The organism is Algoriphagus lacus (assembly GCF_003583985.1).
Classification (GTDB): Bacteria; Bacteroidota; Bacteroidia; order Cytophagales; family Cyclobacteriaceae; genus Algoriphagus; species Algoriphagus lacus.
Genome location: NZ_QXML01000006.1, coordinates 71,692 through 92,938, shown reverse-complemented (window position 1 = coordinate 92,938; position 21,247 = coordinate 71,692). Strand labels below are relative to the sequence as shown.

20 protein-coding genes are annotated in these 21,247 nt (G+C 44.8%); 9 read left to right on the top strand and 11 right to left on the bottom strand.

The window, feature by feature from the left end; genetic code table 11:
• The first annotated feature begins 16 nt into the window (after positions 1–16).
• Positions 17–616 (top strand): hypothetical protein, encoded by a 600-nt coding sequence (locus D0X99_RS12840; protein ID WP_119478241.1) that lies wholly within the window; start codon positions 17–19, stop codon positions 614–616.
• Between the two features lie 70 nt (positions 617–686).
• Here the strand turns inward: D0X99_RS12840 and D0X99_RS12835 are convergent, their stop codons facing one another.
• Positions 687–1,199, bottom strand: a complete 513-nt coding sequence (locus D0X99_RS12835) for a hypothetical protein (protein ID WP_233553713.1) — start codon at positions 1,197–1,199, stop codon at positions 687–689.
• A gap of 133 nt (positions 1,200–1,332) precedes the next feature.
• Here D0X99_RS12835 and D0X99_RS12830 point away from each other — a divergent pair, with 133 nt between their 5' ends.
• On the top strand, positions 1,333–2,925 hold the full coding sequence (locus D0X99_RS12830) for an ATP-dependent DNA ligase (protein ID WP_119478240.1): 1,593 nt from the start codon (positions 1,333–1,335) through the stop codon (positions 2,923–2,925).
• Positions 2,915–5,374 carry a ligase-associated DNA damage response DEXH box helicase gene (locus D0X99_RS12825; RefSeq protein ID WP_119478239.1) on the top strand — a complete coding sequence of 820 codons (2,460 nt, stop codon included), beginning with the start codon at positions 2,915–2,917 and terminating at the stop codon, positions 5,372–5,374. Before D0X99_RS12830 ends, D0X99_RS12825 begins: the two co-directional genes overlap by 11 nt.
• Here the strand turns inward: D0X99_RS12825 and D0X99_RS12820 are convergent.
• The 4 genes from D0X99_RS12820 to D0X99_RS12805 form a co-directional block, all read right to left on the bottom strand.
• Positions 5,371–6,819, bottom strand: a complete 1,449-nt coding sequence (locus D0X99_RS12820; protein ID WP_119478238.1) for a TrkH family potassium uptake protein — start codon at positions 6,817–6,819, stop codon at positions 5,371–5,373. The genes D0X99_RS12825 and D0X99_RS12820 overlap by 4 nt on opposite strands.
• Positions 6,820–6,822: 3 nt before the next feature.
• Positions 6,823–8,169 (bottom strand): Trk system potassium transporter TrkA, encoded by a 1,347-nt coding sequence (trkA, locus tag D0X99_RS12815; RefSeq protein ID WP_119478237.1) that lies wholly within the window; start codon positions 8,167–8,169, stop codon positions 6,823–6,825.
• 158 nt (positions 8,170–8,327) lie between these two features.
• Positions 8,328–9,569 carry a DNA recombination protein RmuC gene (locus D0X99_RS12810; RefSeq protein ID WP_119478236.1) on the bottom strand — a complete coding sequence of 414 codons (1,242 nt, stop codon included), beginning with the start codon at positions 9,567–9,569 and terminating at the stop codon, positions 8,328–8,330.
• The gene (locus D0X99_RS12805; protein WP_119478235.1) at positions 9,559–10,575 is read right to left on the bottom strand and encodes an alpha/beta fold hydrolase; all 1,017 of its coding nucleotides are present in this window, start codon (positions 10,573–10,575) and stop codon (positions 9,559–9,561) included. Before D0X99_RS12805 ends, D0X99_RS12810 begins: the two co-directional genes overlap by 11 nt.
• An 86-nt stretch (positions 10,576–10,661) precedes the next feature.
• On the opposite strand from D0X99_RS12805, the gene D0X99_RS12800 reads away from it, so the two are divergent.
• Complete coding sequence (locus D0X99_RS12800) at positions 10,662–11,888, top strand: Nramp family divalent metal transporter (protein ID WP_119478234.1); 1,227 nt, start codon at positions 10,662–10,664, stop codon at positions 11,886–11,888.
• 8 nt (positions 11,889–11,896) lie between these two features.
• Here the strand turns inward: D0X99_RS12800 and ypfJ are convergent, their stop codons facing one another.
• Positions 11,897–12,793, bottom strand: a complete 897-nt coding sequence (gene ypfJ, locus D0X99_RS12795) for a KPN_02809 family neutral zinc metallopeptidase (protein ID WP_119478233.1) — start codon at positions 12,791–12,793, stop codon at positions 11,897–11,899.
• Between the two features lie 215 nt (positions 12,794–13,008).
• Between ypfJ and D0X99_RS12790 the strand changes: the two genes are divergently transcribed.
• Positions 13,009–13,758, top strand: coding sequence for a 3-keto-disaccharide hydrolase (locus D0X99_RS12790; protein WP_119478438.1), 750 nt, complete (start codon positions 13,009–13,011; stop codon positions 13,756–13,758).
• An 83-nt stretch (positions 13,759–13,841) separates the two neighbouring features.
• Here D0X99_RS12790 and D0X99_RS12785 read toward each other — a convergent pair whose 3' ends face one another.
• The 5 genes from D0X99_RS12785 to rsmA form a co-directional block, all read right to left on the bottom strand.
• On the bottom strand, positions 13,842–14,234 hold the full coding sequence (locus tag D0X99_RS12785; RefSeq protein ID WP_119478232.1) for an HIT family protein: 393 nt from the start codon (positions 14,232–14,234) through the stop codon (positions 13,842–13,844).
• 43 nt (positions 14,235–14,277) lie between these two features.
• Positions 14,278–14,751, bottom strand: coding sequence for a transcription elongation factor GreA (greA, locus tag D0X99_RS12780; protein WP_119478231.1), 474 nt, complete (start codon positions 14,749–14,751; stop codon positions 14,278–14,280).
• 156 nt (positions 14,752–14,907) lie between these two features.
• Complete coding sequence (locus D0X99_RS12775) at positions 14,908–15,840, bottom strand: 2-hydroxyacid dehydrogenase (protein ID WP_119478230.1); 933 nt, start codon at positions 15,838–15,840, stop codon at positions 14,908–14,910.
• A gap of 4 nt (positions 15,841–15,844) precedes the next feature.
• Positions 15,845–17,212: a magnesium transporter gene (mgtE, locus tag D0X99_RS12770; RefSeq protein ID WP_119478229.1), complete on the bottom strand. Its 1,368-nt coding sequence runs from the start codon at positions 17,210–17,212 to the stop codon at positions 15,845–15,847.
• Positions 17,199–17,984, bottom strand: a complete 786-nt coding sequence (gene rsmA, locus D0X99_RS12765) for a 16S rRNA (adenine(1518)-N(6)/adenine(1519)-N(6))-dimethyltransferase RsmA (protein WP_119478228.1) — start codon at positions 17,982–17,984, stop codon at positions 17,199–17,201. The genes mgtE and rsmA overlap by 14 nt, the downstream gene beginning before the upstream one ends.
• Positions 17,985–18,089: 105 nt before the next feature.
• On the opposite strand from rsmA, the gene pdxA reads away from it, so the two are divergent.
• From pdxA to D0X99_RS12745, 4 genes are all read left to right on the top strand, one after another.
• Positions 18,090–19,112 carry a 4-hydroxythreonine-4-phosphate dehydrogenase PdxA gene (gene pdxA / locus D0X99_RS12760; protein ID WP_119478227.1) on the top strand — a complete coding sequence of 341 codons (1,023 nt, stop codon included), beginning with the start codon at positions 18,090–18,092 and terminating at the stop codon, positions 19,110–19,112.
• Between the two features lie 109 nt (positions 19,113–19,221).
• On the top strand, positions 19,222–19,800 hold the full coding sequence (locus D0X99_RS12755) for a YceD family protein (RefSeq protein ID WP_119478226.1): 579 nt from the start codon (positions 19,222–19,224) through the stop codon (positions 19,798–19,800).
• A 12-nt stretch (positions 19,801–19,812) separates the two neighbouring features.
• Positions 19,813–20,004, top strand: coding sequence for a 50S ribosomal protein L32 (gene rpmF / locus D0X99_RS12750; RefSeq protein ID WP_119478225.1), 192 nt, complete (start codon positions 19,813–19,815; stop codon positions 20,002–20,004).
• A 228-nt stretch (positions 20,005–20,232) separates the two neighbouring features.
• On the top strand, positions 20,233–21,231 hold the full coding sequence (locus tag D0X99_RS12745) for a beta-ketoacyl-ACP synthase III (RefSeq protein WP_119478224.1): 999 nt from the start codon (positions 20,233–20,235) through the stop codon (positions 21,229–21,231).
• Positions 21,232–21,247: the final 16 nt, after the last annotated feature.

Here is a 21,247-nt window from a genome sequence, read left to right as displayed (position 1 = left end):
TTAAACTATTTCCATTATGCAAAACTTCAGAAAACTACCCGTTTACCTAGTTGCAGCCTTCACTCTTGGAATTGTTTCCTGCGAAAGCGACGATCCAACACCTGAAAATGAAGGAGAAGTAATCACCAATGTAGTATTGAATTTCCAAGAGTTGGATGCTTCCAACAATCCTGTGGGAACACCTGTCAGCTTTAGTGCAATTGATCCTGAAGGGATCGAGGTAGGAGCTACTCCAACCATCCAAACAATCAACTTGAAAAAAGGAAAAAACTACAGAATGACTATCGCTGTCACCAACAGCATTGAAGGAGAGGATATCAGTGCAGAGATTCTTGAGGAAGCCGACGAGCATCAGTTCTTTTTCCTTGGAACTGCATTTACCGGAAACATCATGACTATTGCTTACAATGATCCAAGCGGAAAATTGATTGGACTCCAAAACAGGCTTGCTGTTTCTTCCTCGCCTGGAACAAACAATGCCCAAATGAGAGTAGTACTTCGCCACGATTTGGACAAAAATTTCCCGGGAGCGACAAATCCAAACTTCCAGAATTTTGAGCAGGCAGGTGGTGAAACTGACCTCGACATCACTTTCCCGGTAGTCATCAACAATTAATCGAAACCAGTTTTAAGTAGAAAAGGCAGCCTCGTTGGGCTGCCTTTTCCGTTTTTACCAATAGTTTAGTTCAAAAACTCTTACCGCAAACCGCAATCTTGGAAGGATCAAAACCAATTTCCGGATCAAAATTTCCTCCGACATTTCCAGCAACCAAGATCACTCCATAATCGGGGCCATCATTGGCCAAATGGATTTTAACGTGGCCGTCAAAGGTTTTCATTTGCTCAAAAGTCAATATTGAACCGTCGGACAATTTGCCAAGGACGGTGACCGACTCCAATTTGTTCGCCGAAACGGGATTCAACAACTGTGCAATTGGTGCATCTGCTTGATCATAACTTCCAAAATGCAGGTGGGCAGGGTATGAATAATCAGTGTAAGCTTTTGCCCCATCCATCCTCAGCGTAAACTCCAAGCTTCCATTTGTTAATTCTTTTACCTCCAAATTGCCCTTGAAGTCATAAGTACTGGATTGGAATAATTCAAATTCCAGCTTATTTCCGGTGTATAAATCCGGTTCCTGATCTGTGCAAGAAGCCATTCCAAGAGAAACTATCGCTGCCAGAAGTAACTTTTTCATGAATAGATGGGTTTTCTAATCAAATAACGGAATGCTTTTAAAGACTGTTCGTTTACCGTTAAAAATTATCAATTTCAGTTTCAAAAAAGGTGATTGAAATCCTACAAGCAAACAATTCCTTTCCAATAAACCCATGAAGCATTTTGCTGAGTTGATCAGCCGTCTGGACCAGTCCAATAAAACCGGAGACAAATTGGATGCTTTGGTGGACTTTTTTGAAAAGGCCCCGGATGAAGAAAAAGTCTGGGCGGTGGCGATTTTCTCCCACCGAAGACCCAAGCGCCAGGTGGCAACCCGACAACTGAGAGAATGGGCAATAGAACTGGCAAAAATTCCGGATTGGCTTTTTGAAGAAAGCTACCATTCCGTAGGAGATCTGGCCGAAACTATCGCCTTACTTCTCCCCCCACCAACCCAGACCCACAATAAAAATTTAGGCCAATGGATCCACTTTCTTCGAGCTTTGGAAAAGCTGGACGATCTTGAAAAAAAGGAACACATTCAAACGGCTTGGGACTCACTTGACCGAACCGAGCGGTTCGTTTTCAACAAAATAATCACAGGAGGATTCCGAATCGGTGTCAGCCAAAACCTCATGAGTCAGGCACTGGCAAAAGTCCTTAAACTTGAAAACGCTCAAGTTGCCCATGCTTTAATGGGAAATTGGAATCCTCAGGAAGTCAGCTTTTCCGGACTTTTTGATCAAAAGGATGGTTTGATGGACATTTCAAAACCCTATCCTTTTTTCCTCGCCCATCCTTTGGAAAAACTACCAGACGAGCTCGGCCAAGTATCAGAATGGCAGGCAGAATGGAAATGGGACGGCATCCGCGGTCAATTGATCCGAAGAAAGGGTGAGACATTTATCTGGAGTCGGGGTGAAGAACTGGTCAATGAAAAATTTCCTGAATTGCTGGACTTGGCTGAAAAGCTGCCCGACGGAACAGTCATCGATGGAGAGATTCTGGCCTTTCGGGAAGGTCAGCCACTCCCCTTTGCTTTGCTCCAAACCCGGATTGGACGAAAAAACGTCAGCAAAAAACAGCTTCAGGAAGCTCCGGTGAGTTTAGTAGCGTATGACCTCTTGGAGTTTGCAGGAGCTGATATCCGAAATTTGGAAATCTCCGTCCGAAGAAAGCATCTGGAAAACCTGCATCTGAATGTCTCTCATTCCAACTTTCATATTTCTCAATTAATCCAATCAGGGTCTTGGGAAGAACTTACCCGGATTCGAAGTCTCTCCAGAGACCACTTGGCAGAAGGGCTGATGCTCAAAAAGCTGGACTCCCCCTATGAAAGTGGCCGAAAACGGGGAAGCTGGTGGAAATGGAAAATCGAACCCCTGACGATCGATGGAGTGATGATTTACGCTCAAAAGGGACACGGCCGCCGAGCTGATCTATACAGCGATTATACATTTGCAGTTTGGGATGGGGAAAATCTGGTTCCTTTTGCCAAAGCATACTCCGGGCTGACTGACGCTGAAATGCGGGAGGTGGATGCATTCGTGAAAAAGAATACTCGTGAACGTTTCGGTCCGGTCAGGACGGTGAAGGCCGAATTGGTTTTTGAGATCGCCTTTGAAGGAATTCAGGACAGTCCCCGTCATAAAAGTGGAATAGCACTCCGATTTCCACGAATATTGCGCTGGAGAAAGGACAAACCCAAAGAAGAGGCCAATACTTTGGATGACTTGAAGGCCCTGTTGAAAACCTATGGAGGATAAGCGCTTAGCGGTTGGTCTGGAGTATTTCCGGAAAAAGAATTGGGAACCGTTTCCCTTTCAGATTCAGACCTGGAAGGATTTTTTGGACGGAAAGTCCGGGCTGCTCAATGCGCCTACAGGTTCTGGGAAGACTTTTGCACTTTGGTTTCCAGTACTTCTCGAATACATTCAAGCCAATCCTGATTCCTGGCAAAAACCTCAAAACAACGGAATTCAGCTGATATGGGTAACTCCACTGCGGGCATTGGCACAAGATATCCAAAAAGCCATGCAGGAAGTCTGCAAGGTAATCGGTTTGCCATGGCAAGTCGCCGTTCGGAACGGTGACACCGACGCCAAAACCCGAGCAGCGATGAAACGCAGGCCTCCCGAATGCCTGATCACAACCCCGGAAACACTTCATGTGCTCCTCTCCCAGCAGGATCATCCTGACCTTTTCCAATCAGTCAAGGCCATTGTGGTTGACGAGTGGCATGAATTGGTAGGAAACAAGCGAGGCGTTCAGGTCCAGTTGGCGCTCGAGTACATCCAAGCAATCTGTCCTGTGACCTTTCGGCGCTGGGCGGTATCGGCCACGATTGGCAACTTGGAAGAGGCGGCCAAGGCGCTTTTGGGAGAAAATCTTCCTATCCACATCATCAAGGCCAAGATCAACAAGGAGATCATTCTGCAGTCGGTTTTTCCGGAGGAAATAGAAAAATACCCCTGGTCTGGACACTTGGGAATCCGACTGATGGACCAGATTATCCCGATCATCGAGCAGGCAAAATCAGTCTTGCTCTTCACCAATACCCGGTCCCAAACTGAAATCTGGTATCAGAAAATCCTGGAAGCACGGCCCGACTGGGCGGGGTGGATTGCCATGCATCACGGCTCATTGGACAATTCAGTCAGAACCTGGGTGGAAAACGCACTCCATGAAGGAAAGCTCAAATTGGTCGTTTGCACTTCCAGTTTGGACTTGGGAGTGGATTTCAGACCTGTGGATCGGGTGATTCAGGTGGGAAGTCCCAAGGGAGTTTCCCGATTTGTTCAGCGAGCAGGCCGGGCCGGACATCAGCCGGGGCTTCCCTCCGAGATCTATTTTGTACCTACAAATGCATTGGAGCTGATCGAGGCGGCAGCACTTCGGGATGCCATTGAAAAGGAGGAAGCCGAATCCCAATTTCCTCCCGAACTGCCCTACGATGTCCTAATCCAGTTTTTGGTGACTCTGGCAGTTGGCAAGGGCTTCAATCGGGACTTCATTTTCCAGATTGTAAAGCGAACCCTTTCTTTCCGAAATTTGAGTCCGGACGAAATGACTTGGGCAATGGATTTCATCACCAAAGGTGGAAATTCGCTCGGCAGCTACGAGGATTTTTTAAAAGTCAGCGAGGAGGAAGACGGACTTTTCCGGGTCAAAAACAAGCGGATAGCCATGAAACACAGACTTTCCATGGGAACGATTGTTTCCGACCCCATGCTGAAAGTCAAGTTCAAAAACGGAACCTTTCTCGGTACAGTCGAAGAATATTTCATTGCAAAAATGAAAATCGGAGACCGGTTCTTTTTCTCAGGGAGAAATCTGGAATTGCTCCAAGTCAAAGACTTGAGTGCGATCGTGAAGGTTTCTGAAAAGAAAACAAACAATGTAGTCAGTTGGATGGGTGCCCGAATGTCACTTTCCTCCAAGCTTGCGGATAAAATCCGGGAGATTTATCAAGACTACAATTCGGGAATAATTCGATCCGAAGAAGTTAGAAGAGTTTTGCCGCTTTTGGACTTACAGGATAGGCTTTCCGTAGTTCCCGACCGAAATACCTTTCTGATTGAATCCCATCGAAGCAGCGAAGGGTATCACCTGTTTTTCTATCCTTTTGAAGGCCGAATGATCCACGAACTGATGAGCGCTTTGATTGCTTATCGGATTTCCCAAAGCTATCCAGTATCGCTCAATATGGCCATGAATGACTATGGATTTGAACTGCTTTCGGACGTGTACATTTCACCGGAGGAAATCATGGAAGAAGACGTTTTCTCGTTAAAAAATATTGATCAGGACATCCTGTATTGTGTCAACGAAAGCGAAATGTCCCGAAGAAAATTCAGGGAAATCGCCAGCATCGCGGGATTGGTTTTCAAAGGCTATCCTGGCAAACCCACTACGTTCAAGCATATCCAAGCCAATTCGAGTTTGTTGTTCCAAGTGTTTGAGCAATACGATCCGGATAATCTTCTGCTGAAGCAAGCCCACTTGGAAGCCTTAAACCAGCAAATGGAACAGGAAAAGTTTGTCCGAGCGATGAAGAAAATCAACGAACTGAAAATTGTTATCAAGTATCCAGTTCAGTTTACACCATTTTCATTCCCGCTGATGGTGGACAGGTTGAGCCGAACCTCCATTTCTTCCGAAACGATCGAGGATAAAGTCGCAAAGATTTTGGCTCAAATGGAGATTCAGGATTAATTCGCTCTCCAGAAAAACGGGGTAAAGAGGATCAGAATCGTAAACAACTCCAATCTACCCAACAGCATGATGAAGGAAAGTACCACCTTTGCTTCGGAGGAAAAAAAGGCAAAATTATCAACAGGCCCAACTTTTCCAATTGCAGGTCCGGCATTGTCCAAGCAAGTCGCTACTGCCCCTAGTGACGTCGCCAAATCGTACCCCAACATGGAAATAATCAAGGACCCCACAACAAAGGTCATCAGATAGATCAGAAGGAAGTTCATGATGTTATTGATGATTCGACCCGTGACACGCTCCCCGTTGATGATCAGGGGAACAATCGCTCTGGGATGAACAATCCGCTTAAACTCCAGCCAGGAATTTTTCAAAAAAACAGTGTGCCTGATAAATTTTATACCACCTGAAGTGGAACCTGCACATCCTCCCAAAAACAACAGCATGAAAAAAACAAAGGTCACACCTGAACCATATTGGGTATAATCATCGGTGATAAATCCGGTGGTAGTCACAACCGAAACTACCTGAAATAATGATTTCCGAAAGGCCAACTCTACACCTATGTCCGAATGCATGTAAATCGGTACCGCAATCAAAATCGAAATAACCAATAAGCCTATGGAGTAGGTCTTGAACTCGTCATTTTTGAATATCCGATTAAATTTTCCAACGGCTCCGAAATACAAAAGCGTAAAGTTGGTTCCTGCCAAAAACATAAAGATCACTGCTACATACTCAATGTATGCAGAATCATAAAAAGCCAAACTGGAGTTTTTGGTAGAAAATCCTCCCGTGGCCATGGTCGCGAAAGAATGGTTGATTGCATCAAAAAAAGTCATTCCTCCTGCCCAAAACAACAAGGTACAAATCACCGTCAGGCCCACATAAATATACCAAAGACGCTTGGCTGTCTCAGAAATTCGCGGGTGCACTTTATCTGAGGTAGGACCTGGAGACTCTGCCACAAAAAGCTCAATCCCGCCAATTCCCAAAAGAGGAAAAATCGCAACAGTCAGTACGATAATCCCCAATCCTCCAATCCAGTGGGTCATACTCCTCCAAAAGAGCAGTCCCTTGGGCATGGCTTCGATGTCTGTCAGGATAGTCGCTCCGGTAGTAGTAAGCCCTGAGACGGTCTCAAACAATGCGTCGGCTGTAGTAGTCACCTCCTCCGAAATGATGAACGGAATCATCCCAAAACCCGTCATCAATATCCAACTCAAGGCTACGATCAAATACCCTTCCCTTTTCCGGATCAATTGATCCTGCTTGGAAAATGAAAAGAAAAGAATAAGACCAATCAGAAGTGAAATCGCCGCTGAGATAAGAATCGGGCTGGAATCTTCTCCATAAATCCAAGAAATGGCAGCTGCTGGAAGCATCAATGAGCCCAACAAAAAAAGTAGGGCGCCCATGATTTTACCTATGGCTTTGAAATGGAGCATATTTTAATGGAAGAGTTTTTCCAAAGCCAACTTTGCTTGAGGAAGAGCCAGGACAATAGCCTGGTCGTTTACGTGAAGTGTAAAATCCCCATCTGGAATAAAGACTTCCTCTCCACGGATCACACCGGCTACAATGGCTGTTTCGGGAAAATGCAGTTCTTTCAGCGGATGCTTGGTCAGTCGGTTATTTTTACTGACACTGTATTGGATAAATTCCGCATCCACACCATAAATACCGGATACGGCTTCAACGGAACCCTTTTTCAGGTACCTGGAAATTTCATTTGCAGCTACCAGCTTCTTGTTGATCAGGGAGTCAACGCCAATACTGTGGGAAATATGAATGTACTCCCGTGTGTCTACGTGAGCGATGGTTTTATATACTCCGTGGTTTTTAGCGGAAAGGCTGGTAATGATATTGGTCTCGGAAGATTCGGTGAGTGCCAAAAATGCATCCATTTGCTCCAACCCTTCTTCAACAAGCATTTCTATATTCTTGTAATCCCCATTGATGACCAAGGTCTCCGGTAAATGCTCCGCCAACCATTTGCAACGCTCTTTATCCTTATTAACCAATGTGACGCGGTATTTATCCTGAAGCTTCAGAGCTGTTGTGACTGCCATGTCATCACCCCCGATGATCATTACATTCTTGATCTTGACTTTCTTTTGACCCAAGACTTCCTGAATGGTCTCTGTGTTTTTCTTACTCGAAATAAAAAACACGTGATCGTTATTTCGGATAATGGTACTTCCTCGTGGAATGAGGGTCTTTTGATCTCTTACAATCGCAATAATCCGAATGTCATCGTAAGTCGGGTCTTCTTTGGTGTCGAGGATTCTTTGATTGACCAAGGGACTATATTGGTCAAGCGTGATCCCAACGATGTTGAGTTTTCCTCCTCCAAAGTCAAAAACTTCCGTAAAACTGGAGTTTTCAATCATCTTGAAAATCTCCCGGGAACAAAGCATGGTCGGAGAAATGAGGTTATCGATCCCCAGATTATTGAAAAATGGAATATTGCCTTCATTCAGGTACGAGTGATTTCTCACACGAGCCATTACCCGTTTGGCTCCAAGTTGTTTTGCCAATACAGCCGTCACAATATTGGTTTTTTCGGAGGTAGTTACTGCCAATACCATGCTTGCCTTTTCCACGTTGGCCATTCGAAGCACATCGATGGAGGTAGCATCACCTTCCACAATCATCACATCCAGCTTGGATGCTACATAATCAAGCACATCACGCTCGGTATCGATAAGGATAATATCCTTGTTGTCATAACTCAACTGCTCGGCCAGGTGGTATCCCATATCTCCTGCTCCTGCAATTACAATGTGCATCCCCATAGCGGTTGTTTGAGTGATCAGAAAAGGTGGCAAAAATATAACCTTTCCGAATGGTTTTCAGGACTTAAACGATTTTCTTTTACCAACCGATCAAATGGATTAATAATAGCCATGCACTTTACCTTTCTGGTGTTGGTTTTTCTGCTCCCAGCCCAAAATTAATCCTCCAACAAGGTCTTGCTTTCCACCTCGGGAAGCTCCTGGACTTCCTTCAGTTTTCGCTGGATAACCCTCGTGCGAACGCCCACCAATTTATCCAATTCCGAATTTGCCTCATGAAGTTTCCGCTGAGTCTTTTCGAGCAATTCTCCAAACTTGCCAAACTCAGTTTTGATAGCGCCAAGTACTTGCCAGACCTCTGAGCTTCTCTTTTGAATGGCCAGAGTTCTAAAACCCATTTGGAGGGAATTTAAAATCGCGGAAAGCGTGGTAGGCCCTGTTACGATCACTTTGAAATCCTGCTGAATCTGCTGAGCGAGCCCAGGCTCACGAAGAATCTCCGCATAAAGACTTTCTACAGGAAGAAAAAGGATGGCAAAATCCGTAGTACCCGGAGGATGGATGTATTTACTTTGGATCTCCAACGCGGATTTTTTGACTGCCTTGATCAATTCCAGTCGACAAAAATCAATGGCTGGCTTATCTCCCAATTCATACGCATCCACCAATCTCAAATAGGATTCCTGAGGGAATTTAGAGTCGATAGGCAACAGCACCTGCTCCTCCTGACCAGGCATTTTCACGGCAAATTCCACACGCTCCCGACTTCCGCTGACTGAAGCATTCAGGATGTACTGATCCGGTGCCAGCATATTTTCGAGTAGCGCCTGCAATTGATATTCACCCAGCACGCCTCGACTTTTGACATTGGTGAGCACCCGCTTAAGATCCCCCACCCCGTTGGCCAGGGATTGCATTTCCCCAAGGCCTTTTTGCACTGCCTGAAGTTGATTGCTCACCAGTTCAAAGGACTGTCCAAGTCTTGCTTCCAGTGTTTTTTGTAGCTTTTCATCGACTGTTTCCCGGATTTTCTCAAGGCGCATTTCCGTGTTTTTGACCAATTCATCCTGCCTCCTGCTGAGCTCAGAAAACTTCTCCCGCTGCAGATTATTCAAGTCCTGCATTGTGTTTCGAACCACTTCGCCAAAAGCCCGCAAAGCTTCATTTTGGTCTTTGGAACCTGCCCGCTGATTATCAAATACCAGCCTGAATTGTTGGGTAAGGTTGTCATTGGATTCCTTTCGGGCCTCGCTCAAAGCCAAGGCAAGTTCCTTGCTCATTCTGGCCAGTTCGGACTGGAGAAACAGCTTTTCCCGATCATCTTTTCTCCGAAAAAAAATAAGAACCAAAACCAAAATCTGGACTCCAAGGACCAGAAACAACAGCATTTCAATCGGCATAGACGATTTGTTTAGGAGGTTCAAGGTAGTTTTTTCTCACCTCCACTCCCAAAAAAGACAGGTATTCTGCGACAGACTCCGTCGGGATTTCTTCCATCGGTACATGTCCGGCTTGATCAAAAACAATCAGATTGGAGCCTGGAATTGCCTTTTCCAAGGCATACCCCTGGGAAACCGGGATCCAGGAATCCTTGGCTCCCCAAAGAATCAAGGTCGGCATGGTCAACTGGTCAAACTGAATATTTGAATTTCTCGGTGAACTGAGACGGTCCAAGGTAGCCTGCCGGTTCCCATCCCGGAGCATCAGTTCAAAATACCTGTCAGTGGTTTCCAACCCAATTTTAGATTCGTCCCCATAGACTTCTTTCATGTTCATGGCAAATAGAAATCTTGGGGTGCATTTCAGAAAAACCTTGGAAAACACCGGATTTTCGAGAAGTTTGAACACCCATGCACCACCGCCTCGTGAGGAAGTTTTGGTCGAATCCAAAGTCCTTGTTTTGACTGCCGGGGCACCGGAAGCATCGATCAAATTAAGGGTAAGAATCTTGTCCGGACGGGTGGATGCCACCTGCAAGGCCACTGCTCCTCCCATGGAATTACCAGCCAAATGAAACTTTTCCAGATTAAGCTTTTCTGCCAAATCAAGAACTAACTCACTGTAATCCTGAATACTATAGCGTTTGAGTGGATCCGGACCTGTAAGTCCATGACCGGGAAAATCAAGTGCAACGGTCATGTAATAAGGACTCAATTCCTTTTGCCAAACCTCCCAAGTATGCAATGAAGAAAAACTGCCGTGAAGTAAAAAAATAGGCTCACCCTCACCCATAAAGCGAACGTGTACATTAACACCATCCACATCGATAAATTGGGATTCCGGAGTACTGTATTTTGCGGCAATTTCCTCTGCAGGAATGTCACTCCTGTAAAATAAAAGCAGAAGGAAAATAAAAGATAAAAATAAACCGGCCAGTAGTTTACCTATTCGTTTGAGCCAAATCATGCCTAGGATTTTGGATAATTATTTTCTGTGAACACCAAAACCTACAAAAATTCTTCTCAAATCTCTATTTTCCGAAAAATTCCCGCTTGAACCTCAAAAACATTCTCCGAAATCTAGGTCCTGGTCCGCTCGTAGCTGCTGCTTTTATTGGTCCCGGCACTGTTACTGTCTGCACCCTTGCAGGAGCAAACTTTGGTTTTTCTTTGATTTGGGCGATGGTTCTTTCCATTGTTGCCACCGTGATTTTGCAGGAAATTTCCGGCAGAATCGGAATTATCACAGGTTCTGACCTGAGTGCCTTGCTTAGAAATCAAACCGAAAGGCCTGTTTTCAGGATCTTCTCCATGATTTTGGTGCTAATGGCAATTGTCCTGGGAAATGCTGCCTACGAATCCGGAAACATATCCGGTGCTAATCTTGGCCTGGCTTTTTACTGGGAAGCCCCCACGCTTCAGATTAGCAATCATGAACTCCAATCAGGGAATTTCCTACTCGGAATTTTCTCTTTCTTACTCCTATGGACAGGAAGCTTTAAAACCCTTGAGCGGATTTTGGTGGCCCTGGTGATTTTAATGTCCTTGGCATTCATGATCACTGCAGCCTTGACCAAACCCGATCTGTCCAGCTTGCTTTCCGGGTTTATCCCAAGTTGGAATGAGGAAGAAATGCCCACTTTGGTCGCCCTGATCGGAACGACGGTCGTTCCTTACAATCTTTTTCTCTATGCTTCGCTTGTAAATAAGCAGTGGAAAAGCCCTTCGGATCTTCCTTCCATGCGCAGAGATATCTCCATCTCGGTGATATTGGGAGGAGTGGTATCCATGGCCATAGTAATTGTAGGCGCTTCCAACACCAGTTCTGAGATTACATCTGCAATTGATGTGTCCAAAGGTTTGGAATCTGTTTTTGGAAGTTTTGCCGGCTACATGATGGGCTTTGGCTTGTTAGCCGCAGGATTGACATCCGCATTGACGGCTCCATTAGCTGCCGGATTTGTAGTTTGCGGAATCATGGGTTGGGATCAGGAGATCAAATCCACTCCGATGCGCATCACAATGGCAGTGATTGTAGGCTTAGGGCTTTTCTTTTCCTCATTGGGGATCAAACCGGTTCAGCTGATTACCTTGGCCCAATTGGCCAACGGAATCTTGCTTCCCCTGATCAGCGGCTGGATCATCTGGATAGCTGCACAGCATGGAGTATTAGGCAAGTATAAAAATACTCCTCTGGCAACAGGAATCGCCATTTTCATTTGGCTGATCACATTGGTATTGGGTGTCAAAAGTGTGGGGACAGTTTTCGGTTGGTTTTGAATCTAAGCTCAAAGATCCGGAGCATTAAACGTATCACCCTGGCTCAAGTCACCGGTTTCAAATCCCTTTTTGAACCATTTCATCCGTTGCGCTGAGGTGCCATGCGTAAACGAATCCGGTACCACTCTCCCAGTTGCCTGCTTTTGAAGTCGGTCATCCCCGATCGCATGAGCAGCATTTAGGGCTTCTTCCAAGTCTCCGGCTTCCATCATGGCAGCAGTTTTCTGACTGTGGTGAGCCCAAACTCCGGCTAAAAAATCGGCTTGAAGTTCCAATCTGACAGAGTTCTGATTGTATTCTTTTTCACTGACCTTGCCTCTAAGGCTATGAACCTCATCAGTAATTCCCATAATCTTTTGGATGTGATGTCCAACTTCATGCGCAATGACATAAGCATATGCGAAGTCTCCTCCTGCTTTAAGTTGACTTTCCATATCCTGAAAAAAGGTCAAATCGACGTAGAGTTTTTCATCTGCCGGACAGTAAAATGGACCGGTGGAACTACTTGCAGAACCGCAGGCCGAAGCCACAGATCCTGAAAACAAGACCAATGTGGGCTCCCTGTAATTTTCCAGCAGCTGATTCCAAACATCCTCCGTATCGGCAAGAATCGTTGCCGAAAAAGCAGCCATCTCATCCTCCTCAGCAGTCGGCGTATAGGTGGTCTCCGTCGCTATCCCCTGGCCACCTCCTATCAGGCCACTCAATAGGCTGAGAGGATTATAGCCCAAGACCATCGAACCGACAATAAAAACACCGGCTATAATTAATCCGGCTTTGGAAAAGAGAAGCTTAAACAAGGCACCTAGCAACATGGGATTGAAACCTCCTCCCCCCATTCCCGAACCGCCCTGTCCACGCCTGTCATCGATATTTGCACTTTGTCTTCTGCCTTGCCATTTCATATGCTTATTATTTATTTTTCAAGAGCCAAATAGCCTGCCCCGAACTTGAATCGGGAGAATCTCGCCTTGTTTTTCAACCATCCATCTAAATGTTGTTTGGTCCTGCTCGATTTCATTCAATTAAAAAATTGATTTATTCTAAATTTAACCAAATTGAATCAGCATGATATGGCATCATGTCCATTTTGGAAAATATACTTCAAAACCCTAAACCTATGAACTTCAAAATTCTGGCAAGTTCGCTTTCTCTTGCCTTGCTTTTCTCAATTACATCCCATGCTCAGGAGACTTCCTACTTGGGTACCAAAGCTCCAAAAGGAGCCAAAGTCTACCTTGACGGCACTGCAAAATCCCTTCATAAAAATTGGAAATACTGGGAAGGTCCCCGCTTTTCTTCAGAGATGCCGATCAAATGGCCGGAAGTGACCGACCCGGTGGATGGAGGTAAGGCTATCTCTTCCAATGATCCTGCCGGTGCCGGAGGAAAATACGGCGCCGCCGATATCGTGACTATCGATGAATTCCGGGATTTTGAAGCCCACGTGGAGTTTTTGATCAAAAATCCTGGAGGAAACAGTGGGGTTTATCTTCAAAATCGCTATGAAATTCAGGTATTGGACGGAGACTATGGATTGCATGGAATGGGTGCAGTAATCAATGAACATCTTCCTACCTCTCAGCAATACAACGGCGTTGGAAAATGGAATGCTTATGACATTCAGTTTCGCGCAGCCCGCTTTGAGAATGGAAAATTGACCGAGAAAGCAAGGGTAACCGTTTTTTTCAACGGAGTAAAAATCCACGATAATGTTGAGATTAAGCAGGTTTGGGGCGGTCCCAACTCAGGGATCGACGGAGGAAATGACGGAGGAAAAGGCATCACTGATACTCCTGGTGGCTTGAAGCTTCAGGCCGAAGGCCATGAAGTACTGTATCGAAATATTTGGATTAAGCCGGTAAAGTGAGTTTTTGAAATATTGCAAGATTTAAAAATTAGGAAAGAAAAAACCCGACATGTTTTTGTCGGGTTTTTTCTTTTAGGAAATTCTTAAAAACCTTTTTTAATCATCTCCGCAATCTCCGCTAATTCTTCAGAGGACAATTTCAATTTTGGACGAGTAAAATTAATGTCATCCATAGTACGAAGTGGTACCAAGTGAATGTGCACATGAGGTACTTCCAAACCAATTACAGCCACACCGATTCGGGTACATTTGATGGTTTTATCCATGGCTTTGGCCACTTTTTGGGCAAAAAGATGTAATCCTGCCAAGGCATCGGGCGCCAGATCAAAAATGTAATCCACTTCCTGCTTTGGAACAACCAAAACATGGCCTTTGACCAGAGGCATGATGTCCAGAAATGCCAGGTAATTTTCGTCCTCGGCAACAATATGGGCAGGGATTTCTCTGTTGATGATTTTAGTGAAGATGCTTGCCATAATTTTTTCCAAAAAAAATCCCGGATAAATCCGGGACAGGTTTTTAATAAGTAATATCTAAGATTTCAAATTGAAGTGTTCCAGCTGGAGCGTTGATCTCAGCAATATCTCCGATTGACTTGCCTACCAGACCCTTGCCAAAAGGTGATGCCAATGAAATTTTCCCTGCCTTCAAATCTGCTTCTTCTTCAGAAACCAATTTGTAGCTGACGGTCATTCCGTTTTTCACATTTTTGATTTTCACTGTGCTAAGAATTCCCACTTTGGAAATGTCCATTTGAGAATTGTCCAAAACTCTGGCATTACCTACCACTGCTTCCAGTTTGGCGATTTTAAGTTCGAGAAGACCCTGAGCATCTTTGGCAGCGTCATACTCAGCATTCTCGCTCAGGTCGCCTTTATCACGCGCTTCTGCGATTTGACGAGCAATATCGGTTCTTCCTTTTGTCTTCAATTCCTGAAGTTCATCTTTCAATCTCTTCAGTCCTTCTTCGGTGTAATACTGTACTTTTGACATAGTTTTTTCACTTTTCGAAAGGCACAAAAAACAAAGTAACGGTCACGTGGTGGAGACCGTTACTTTGCATTTGCCTTTATGTGGTGCACAAAGATAGGAAAGCTTTTTGACAAAGCAAGTCTCAAAAAATTGTGTCTAGGTGTAAAAAAAGAGGATTTACCGGCCAAAAGCCTTTCTGATTTTTTTCAACAAAACCTGATTGATTTTCTCATAGGACTCAAAAGTCCAGCCGGCTACATGGGGAGAAAACACCACGTTTTCACGGACTGCCAATTTCTCAAATTCTGATTTTTGTTCAGGGGTAAACTTCTGAAACTTCTCATTTTCCAACACATCCAACACTGCCCCACGAAGGATTCCCTGATCCAAAGCAGCATTCAAAGATGCAAAACTGATCACCTCTCCCCTTGCAGTATTGATCAGCCAAAATGGCTTGGAGAAACTTTTTAATTCTTCAAGTGTAAAGAAATTGCGGGTTTCCGAAGTGAGAGGCACATGAATGCTCAGAATATCGGCCTCGGATTTTAGCTTTTCCCAATTCACTTCCTCTACCAGTTCATTTCCAAAGTCCAATTTGTACTTATCGTAAGCCAAAACGCTGACTCCAAATCCCCTCAGGCGCTTGGCAAATGATTTTCCCATGTTGCCATAACCCATAATACCGACAGTTTTACCCATCAGTTCATGACCTCTGTTACCTTCCCTGTCCCATACACCTTTTCTCACTTCAGAATCTGCCTTGATGAGGTGGTTAAACAGGGCAAGCAATCCTCCAATCGCATGTTCAGCCACGGCGTCTCGGTTTCCTTTGGCAGCATGAAAAAGCTTTACCCCTCGCTCTACCAGATAATCCAGATCGATCTGATCCAGACCCGCTCCTGCCCTGCCGATAAACTTGAGATTAACCGCTTTTTCCAGCAGTTCCCTGTCCATTGGAGTTTTGGACCGGATGATTAGACCTTCAAAATTACCCACCTGCTCAAGGATTTCAGATCGGGTGATTTTGGGAGAATAAGTCACCTGATGCCCGTCTTTCTCCAGCATTTCCACCATGCTGAGGTGCATCTCATCAATAATCAGAATCTTCATTTTCTTAGATACTTAACAAAGACATCGCCACCAAAAAATAGACAGCCAGGCCTAACAAATCATTCGCAGTCGTAATAAAAGGACCTGAAGCGAGGGCAGGATTGATTCCGAATTTATCTAAAACAAGCGGAGTAAAAGTTCCCATAAATGAAGCCAAAAGCACAACTGAAAACAGGGCAATGGAGACCACCAAGGCAAATTTTACTTCATTCCCATATAGCAACACAATCATACCAAACACGAAAACGGAAAGCACCAGTCCGTTGAGAAGTGCGACCAGAAGTCCTTTGATAAAACGTTGGGAAAGACTGTTGTCAAAGGCAGATTTATTGGCCAGGGACTGTACAACCAGAGTAGAAGACTGGATGCCAACATTCCCGCCTGTAGCAGTAATCAGCGGAATAAAAAAAGCCAATGCTGTCACTTTGCTCAGTCCTTCTTCAAAAAAACCGATAAATCCAGCCCCCAATAGTCCACCGACGATTCCTATCAGAAGCCAGGGAAGCCTCGCTCTGGTCAGTTTGATCACGCTATCGTATTCATCCACGGTATCCGATATACCGGACATCGCCTGGATATCCTCGTCAGCTTCTTCCTGCACTACGTCCAAAATATCATCGACCGTGATCCTTCCCACCAGTTTGTTTTTGGCATTGACGACCGGAACAGATTCCAAGTCATACTTTCTCATCACCGTCGCCACTTCCTCCTGATCCAGATGAACAGGGACAGATACCACATCCTCGTCATAGATATCCTCAATTCGAGTCTCGGATGCCGCCAAAATGATTTTTTTCAGAGAAACCCTACCAAGCAATTGCTGCTTGTTGTTGACCACATAGATCGAATAGATCTTTTCGACGTTTTCGGCCTGGCGACGGATTTCATTGATGGTCTGGATGACATTCCAGTTTTTGTTGGCCCGGATAAATTCCTTGGCCATGATCCCTCCCGCGGTATCTTCCTCATAGCGTAGGAGTTCGAGGATTTGTTCGGATTTGATCCGGTCTTGGAATTCAGAGATAACTTCTTCCCTGTCTTTTTCAGAGAGAAGATTGAGAATATCCGCACCGTCATCGGAGTCCATCAACTCAATCCAAACGGCTATTTCTGTATTTTCAAATTCTCTTAGAACCTTTGAAAGAGTAGTTTCATCCAGCTCAATCAGGATATCTGCTGCGAGTTGCTTTTCCAACAATCGAAGTACGTAGACGGACTCCTGCATAGTGAGCTCATCGAGAATTGCGGCAATATCCGCCACATTGACTCCATCCAGAGACTCTCGGATAAAGTCGACATTTTCCAGCTCGATCCCCAACTGGAGACTTTCCAGGTATTCCTTCGATAGTTCAAACTGCTTAATCGGCTCCACGACCTTTTTCGATTTGTTGGGTCAAAAACACAAAATCCGCCACATCCAATTGTTCGGCGCGCTTGTCGAGTATCGGATGCGCCTTGAATTCCTCCGAAAGCTGAAAAGATTTCAGTGAATTTCGAAGGGTTTTCCTTCGATTTCCAAACCCTCCTTTGACCACTTTAAAGAAAAGCTTTTCATCACAGTCCAGTTTTTCGGTAGAATTGCGGGTAAGCCGAATTACTCCCGAATGGACTTTTGGAGGAGGATTAAAAACTCCTGGAGGCACGGTAAATAGGTATTCAATATCGTACCAAGCCTGAAGTAAAACGGAAAGAATCCCGTAATCCTTGTTTCCTTTGGGAGAGGCAATCCGCTGCGCTACTTCTTTTTGCAGCATACAGACCACTTCCGTCACCCGGTTTTTTTCCTCCAAGACTTTAAAGAATATCTGGGAAGAAATATTGTAGGGGAAATTTCCTGCAATCGCGTATTTGTCAGGAAGAACTCTTGCTGCATCATACTTCAAATAGTCTCCTTCAATAATCCGATCCCCGAGTTGAGGATACTTTTTATGCAGGTAAGCGATACTTTCCCGATCGATTTCGATCAGGTAAAGCTCTTGAGGATTTTTGAGCAGGAAATCAGTCAAAACACCCATGCCTGGGCCGATTTCGAGCACCTTAGATACACCACCATGACCTTTGACAGCCTGAGCGATACGCTCAGCGATGCTCAAATCGGTCAGGAAATGCTGGCCTAGGTGCTTTTTTGGTTTGACTTTTTCCATCCTCCGGCTCTGATAAATTTTTATAAATTGCAGGCCTAAAAATAAGGGAATATTCCAAAAGGTCGGGGAAATTTGTCCTGACTCACCATTTCAGGAGATTAAATCATGAACGCGAAAAAACAAAGACCCATCATAGGAATCAGCATTGGAGACATCAATGGAATCGGTGTAGAGGTTACGCTGAGAGCCCTCTCCGACAACCGCGTTTATAAATCGTTCACCCCATTGATCTATGGACACGGTAAGGTCTTGACTTTTTACCGAAAGCTGATGAGTCTGGAGGATTTCAATTTTACACAGATTCGCTCCCTGGATGAAATCCAGCATCGGAAAATAAACGTGATCAACCTGATGGAAGAATGCCCGGAAGTGATTCCAGGTGTAGAGACCCAAGAAGCTGGAAAAATGGCTTTGGAGGCACTAAAGGCTGCTGTCAATGACTTAAAAGAGGGAAAAATACAGGGCTTAGTCACTGCGCCACTTAATAAAAACAACCTCAATTCTGCCGAATTCCACTTCGTAGGCCATACTGAATTCATTACCGAAGCCGTCGGCGCTAAAGACAGTCTGATGATGATGGTGGATGAAACACTGCGCGTTGGATTGGTTACCGGACATTTGCCATTGGCGAAAGTATCTCAAACCATCACAAAGGAGCGGATTCAGCAGAAAGCGAACATTTTCTTAAAAAGCCTTCAGGAGGATTTTGGAATCAACAAACCAAAAATTGCCATTCTCGGATTAAATCCTCATGCAGGTGAAGATGGACTTCTCGGTGAAGAAGAAGAAAAAGTGATCAAACCTGCAATCCGGGAATTAAAGGATCAAAACAAATATGTATTTGGCCCTTATCCGGCAGATGGATTTTTTGGAATGATGCATCAGCAGAAATTTGACGGAGTGCTGGCCATGTACCACGATCAAGGACTTATCCCGTTTAAATCACTTGCTTTTAGTTCGGGAGTGAATTTCACGGCTGGCCTACCTGTGATCAGAACCTCCCCCGACCATGGCACAGCCTATAATATTGCCGGAAAAAACATCGCTGACGAAGGATCGATGAGGGCTGCATTGCATTTAGCATCGGATATCATCGCCCAGCATCAGACTGAAGAAATCGAAGCTTAACCTAATTTTCTTCAAAAAACACTACCAGAACCAAATTTTATTTCTCGTTCTGTTTTAGCTATTTTAAATTATTACCTACATTTGCGGTCTTAAATCGGGAGGACGAATCGTGAAATTCTGGAAAGCCTTTGATATTGAAATAATTAAGTTCAAAGAAGGAAGACACGAAATTGACTTCGAAATAGGAGATTCATTTTTCCAAAACTTCGAAGACAATGAAATCGTCCAAAAAGGCCGTTTGACCACACGGGTCATTATGGACAAGGGAGCCAACGTAATTGAGCTCACTTTTCTAATCAAGGGTACTGTTCAACTGACCTGTGACCGAAGCTTGGAAGTATTTGATCATCCGTTGGAAATCAGCGAAAAGATGATTTATAAATACGGTTCGGAGGAGCAGGAAATAGATGAAAATGTCTACATGATCACAAGGGACACCCCTTCGATCAACGTGGCTCAACTGATCTATGAATACATCCTTTTAGCACTACCTGCTAAAAAGATTCATCCGGACTACAGAAATGAACTGGATGATGAGGAGTTTGAGGCAGATGGTGGCTACGTGTATATCGATGATGAACTGGAAAACGAACCTGAGGAAGAAAGTCCCGAATCTGAAACAGAAGTAAAGCCTGTCGACCCGCGATGGGAACAATTAATGAAGTTAAAAAACAAAGAACAATCATAAACCACGCATAAAATGGCACATCCTAAACGCAAAATTTCGAAAACCAGAAGAGATAAAAGAAGAACTCATTATAAACTGGAGGCTCCGGGAATGGCGAAATGCCCAACTACCGGCGAAATGCATTTGCCTCACAGAGCTTTCTGGCTTGATGGTAAATTGTACTACAAAGGACAAGTAATCATCGAAAAAGAAGTTAGAGCTTAATTGCTTTCTGAATTACCCCCATCAAATCCATTCCCCAATAGGAATGGATTTTTTATTTCATCAAACTGAAAACGGCTGAATTGCAGCTACTTGAATCATAAGAGACGGTTTGGTTTTGGTGGTCAGAAGGCATTGTGCTATTTTTGGCCCTGCCCAGGAAATTCCTGAAAAAAGAACAACCCAGCCCGAGAAATTTCAACGGAATTTCTCTCTCTTAAACCTAGCAAAATGGACAAAATCAGAGCCATGATCACCGGGATTCAAGGATACGTTCCTGAATATCGGCTGACAAACAAGGAACTTGAAACACTCGTAGAGACCAACGACGAATGGATCATGTCCAGAACAGGAATCAAAGAAAGAAGAATCCTGAAAGGTGAAAATCAAGGCACTTCTGTCATGGGTGCCGCAGCGGTAAAGGGGCTTTTGGAAAAAACCGGCACCGACCCACTCGATATTGAGCTGATCATCTGCGCTACAGTAACTCCTGATATGCCATTCCCTGCCACAGCCAATATTATTGCTGACCAGGTAGGTGCAAAAAAATCCTTCAGTTTTGATGTTGGAGCTGCATGCTCCGGATTCCTGTTTGCACTGCAGATGGGCGCCCAATTCATTCAGGCAGGTACCCATAAGAAAGTAATTGTAGTCGGAGCTGATAAAATGTCTGCCATCGTGGACTATCAGGACAGGACCACCTGTATATTATTTGGAGATGGGGCCGGAGCTGTGTTGCTTGAAGCCACGACGGAGGAAGTGGGCATCATGGATGCCATTCTAAAATCTGATGGAGCTGGAGCCCCATACCTTCACATGAAGGCAGGAGGAAGCCGCAGACCAGCAACCGAAGAAACCGTAGCTGCACGGGAGCATTTTGCTTACCAAGAGGGGTCAACAGTTTTCAAATTTGCTGTGACCAACATGGCCGATGTGAGTGCAGAAGTGATGGAGAAGAATGGATTGTCCGGAGAGGACGTGGCTTGGTTGGTGCCTCATCAGGCCAATAAACGAATCATCGATGCCACAGCAAACCGGATGGGAATTGGTTCCGATAAGGTCATGATGAACATCGAGCGGTATGGGAATACCACCGCGGCCACCATTCCACTTTGCCTTTGGGAATATGAAAGCCAATTAAAAAAAGGCGACAACTTGATTCTTGCTGCTTTTGGAGGAGGATTCACATGGGGTGCTATTTATTTGAAGTGGGCATACGATCCGAAATAATCAAACAGAATATAAA

Excerpts from the sequence above, each read along its gene's own strand:
- D0X99_RS12775 (WP_119478230.1), bottom strand. The coding sequence starts at position 15,840 with ATGAAGATTCTGATTATTGATGAGATGCACCTCAGCATGGTGGAAATG.
- greA (WP_119478231.1), bottom strand. The coding sequence starts at position 14,751 with ATGTCAAAAGTACAGTATTACACCGAAGAAGGACTGAAGAGATTGAAA.
- D0X99_RS12835 (WP_233553713.1), bottom strand. The coding sequence starts at position 1,199 with ATGAAAAAGTTACTTCTGGCAGCGATAGTTTCTCTTGGAATGGCTTCT.
- D0X99_RS12805 (WP_119478235.1), bottom strand. The coding sequence starts at position 10,575 with ATGATTTGGCTCAAACGAATAGGTAAACTACTGGCCGGTTTATTTTTA.
- D0X99_RS12745 (WP_119478224.1), top strand. The coding sequence starts at position 20,233 with ATGGACAAAATCAGAGCCATGATCACCGGGATTCAAGGATACGTTCCT.
- D0X99_RS12820 (WP_119478238.1), bottom strand. The coding sequence starts at position 6,819 with ATGCTCCATTTCAAAGCCATAGGTAAAATCATGGGCGCCCTACTTTTT.
- D0X99_RS12785 (WP_119478232.1), bottom strand. The coding sequence starts at position 14,234 with ATGGCAAGCATCTTCACTAAAATCATCAACAGAGAAATCCCTGCCCAT.
- D0X99_RS12825 (WP_119478239.1), top strand. The coding sequence starts at position 2,915 with ATGGAGGATAAGCGCTTAGCGGTTGGTCTGGAGTATTTCCGGAAAAAG.
- trkA (WP_119478237.1), bottom strand. The coding sequence starts at position 8,169 with ATGGGGATGCACATTGTAATTGCAGGAGCAGGAGATATGGGATACCAC.
- ypfJ (WP_119478233.1), bottom strand. The coding sequence starts at position 12,793 with ATGAAATGGCAAGGCAGAAGACAAAGTGCAAATATCGATGACAGGCGT.
- rpmF (WP_119478225.1), top strand. The coding sequence starts at position 19,813 with ATGGCACATCCTAAACGCAAAATTTCGAAAACCAGAAGAGATAAAAGA.
- D0X99_RS12840 (WP_119478241.1), top strand. The coding sequence starts at position 17 with ATGCAAAACTTCAGAAAACTACCCGTTTACCTAGTTGCAGCCTTCACT.
- rsmA (WP_119478228.1), bottom strand. The coding sequence starts at position 17,984 with ATGGAAAAAGTCAAACCAAAAAAGCACCTAGGCCAGCATTTCCTGACC.
- D0X99_RS12790 (WP_119478438.1), top strand. The coding sequence starts at position 13,009 with ATGAACTTCAAAATTCTGGCAAGTTCGCTTTCTCTTGCCTTGCTTTTC.
- pdxA (WP_119478227.1), top strand. The coding sequence starts at position 18,090 with ATGAACGCGAAAAAACAAAGACCCATCATAGGAATCAGCATTGGAGAC.
- D0X99_RS12830 (WP_119478240.1), top strand. The coding sequence starts at position 1,333 with ATGAAGCATTTTGCTGAGTTGATCAGCCGTCTGGACCAGTCCAATAAA.
- D0X99_RS12810 (WP_119478236.1), bottom strand. The coding sequence starts at position 9,569 with ATGCCGATTGAAATGCTGTTGTTTCTGGTCCTTGGAGTCCAGATTTTG.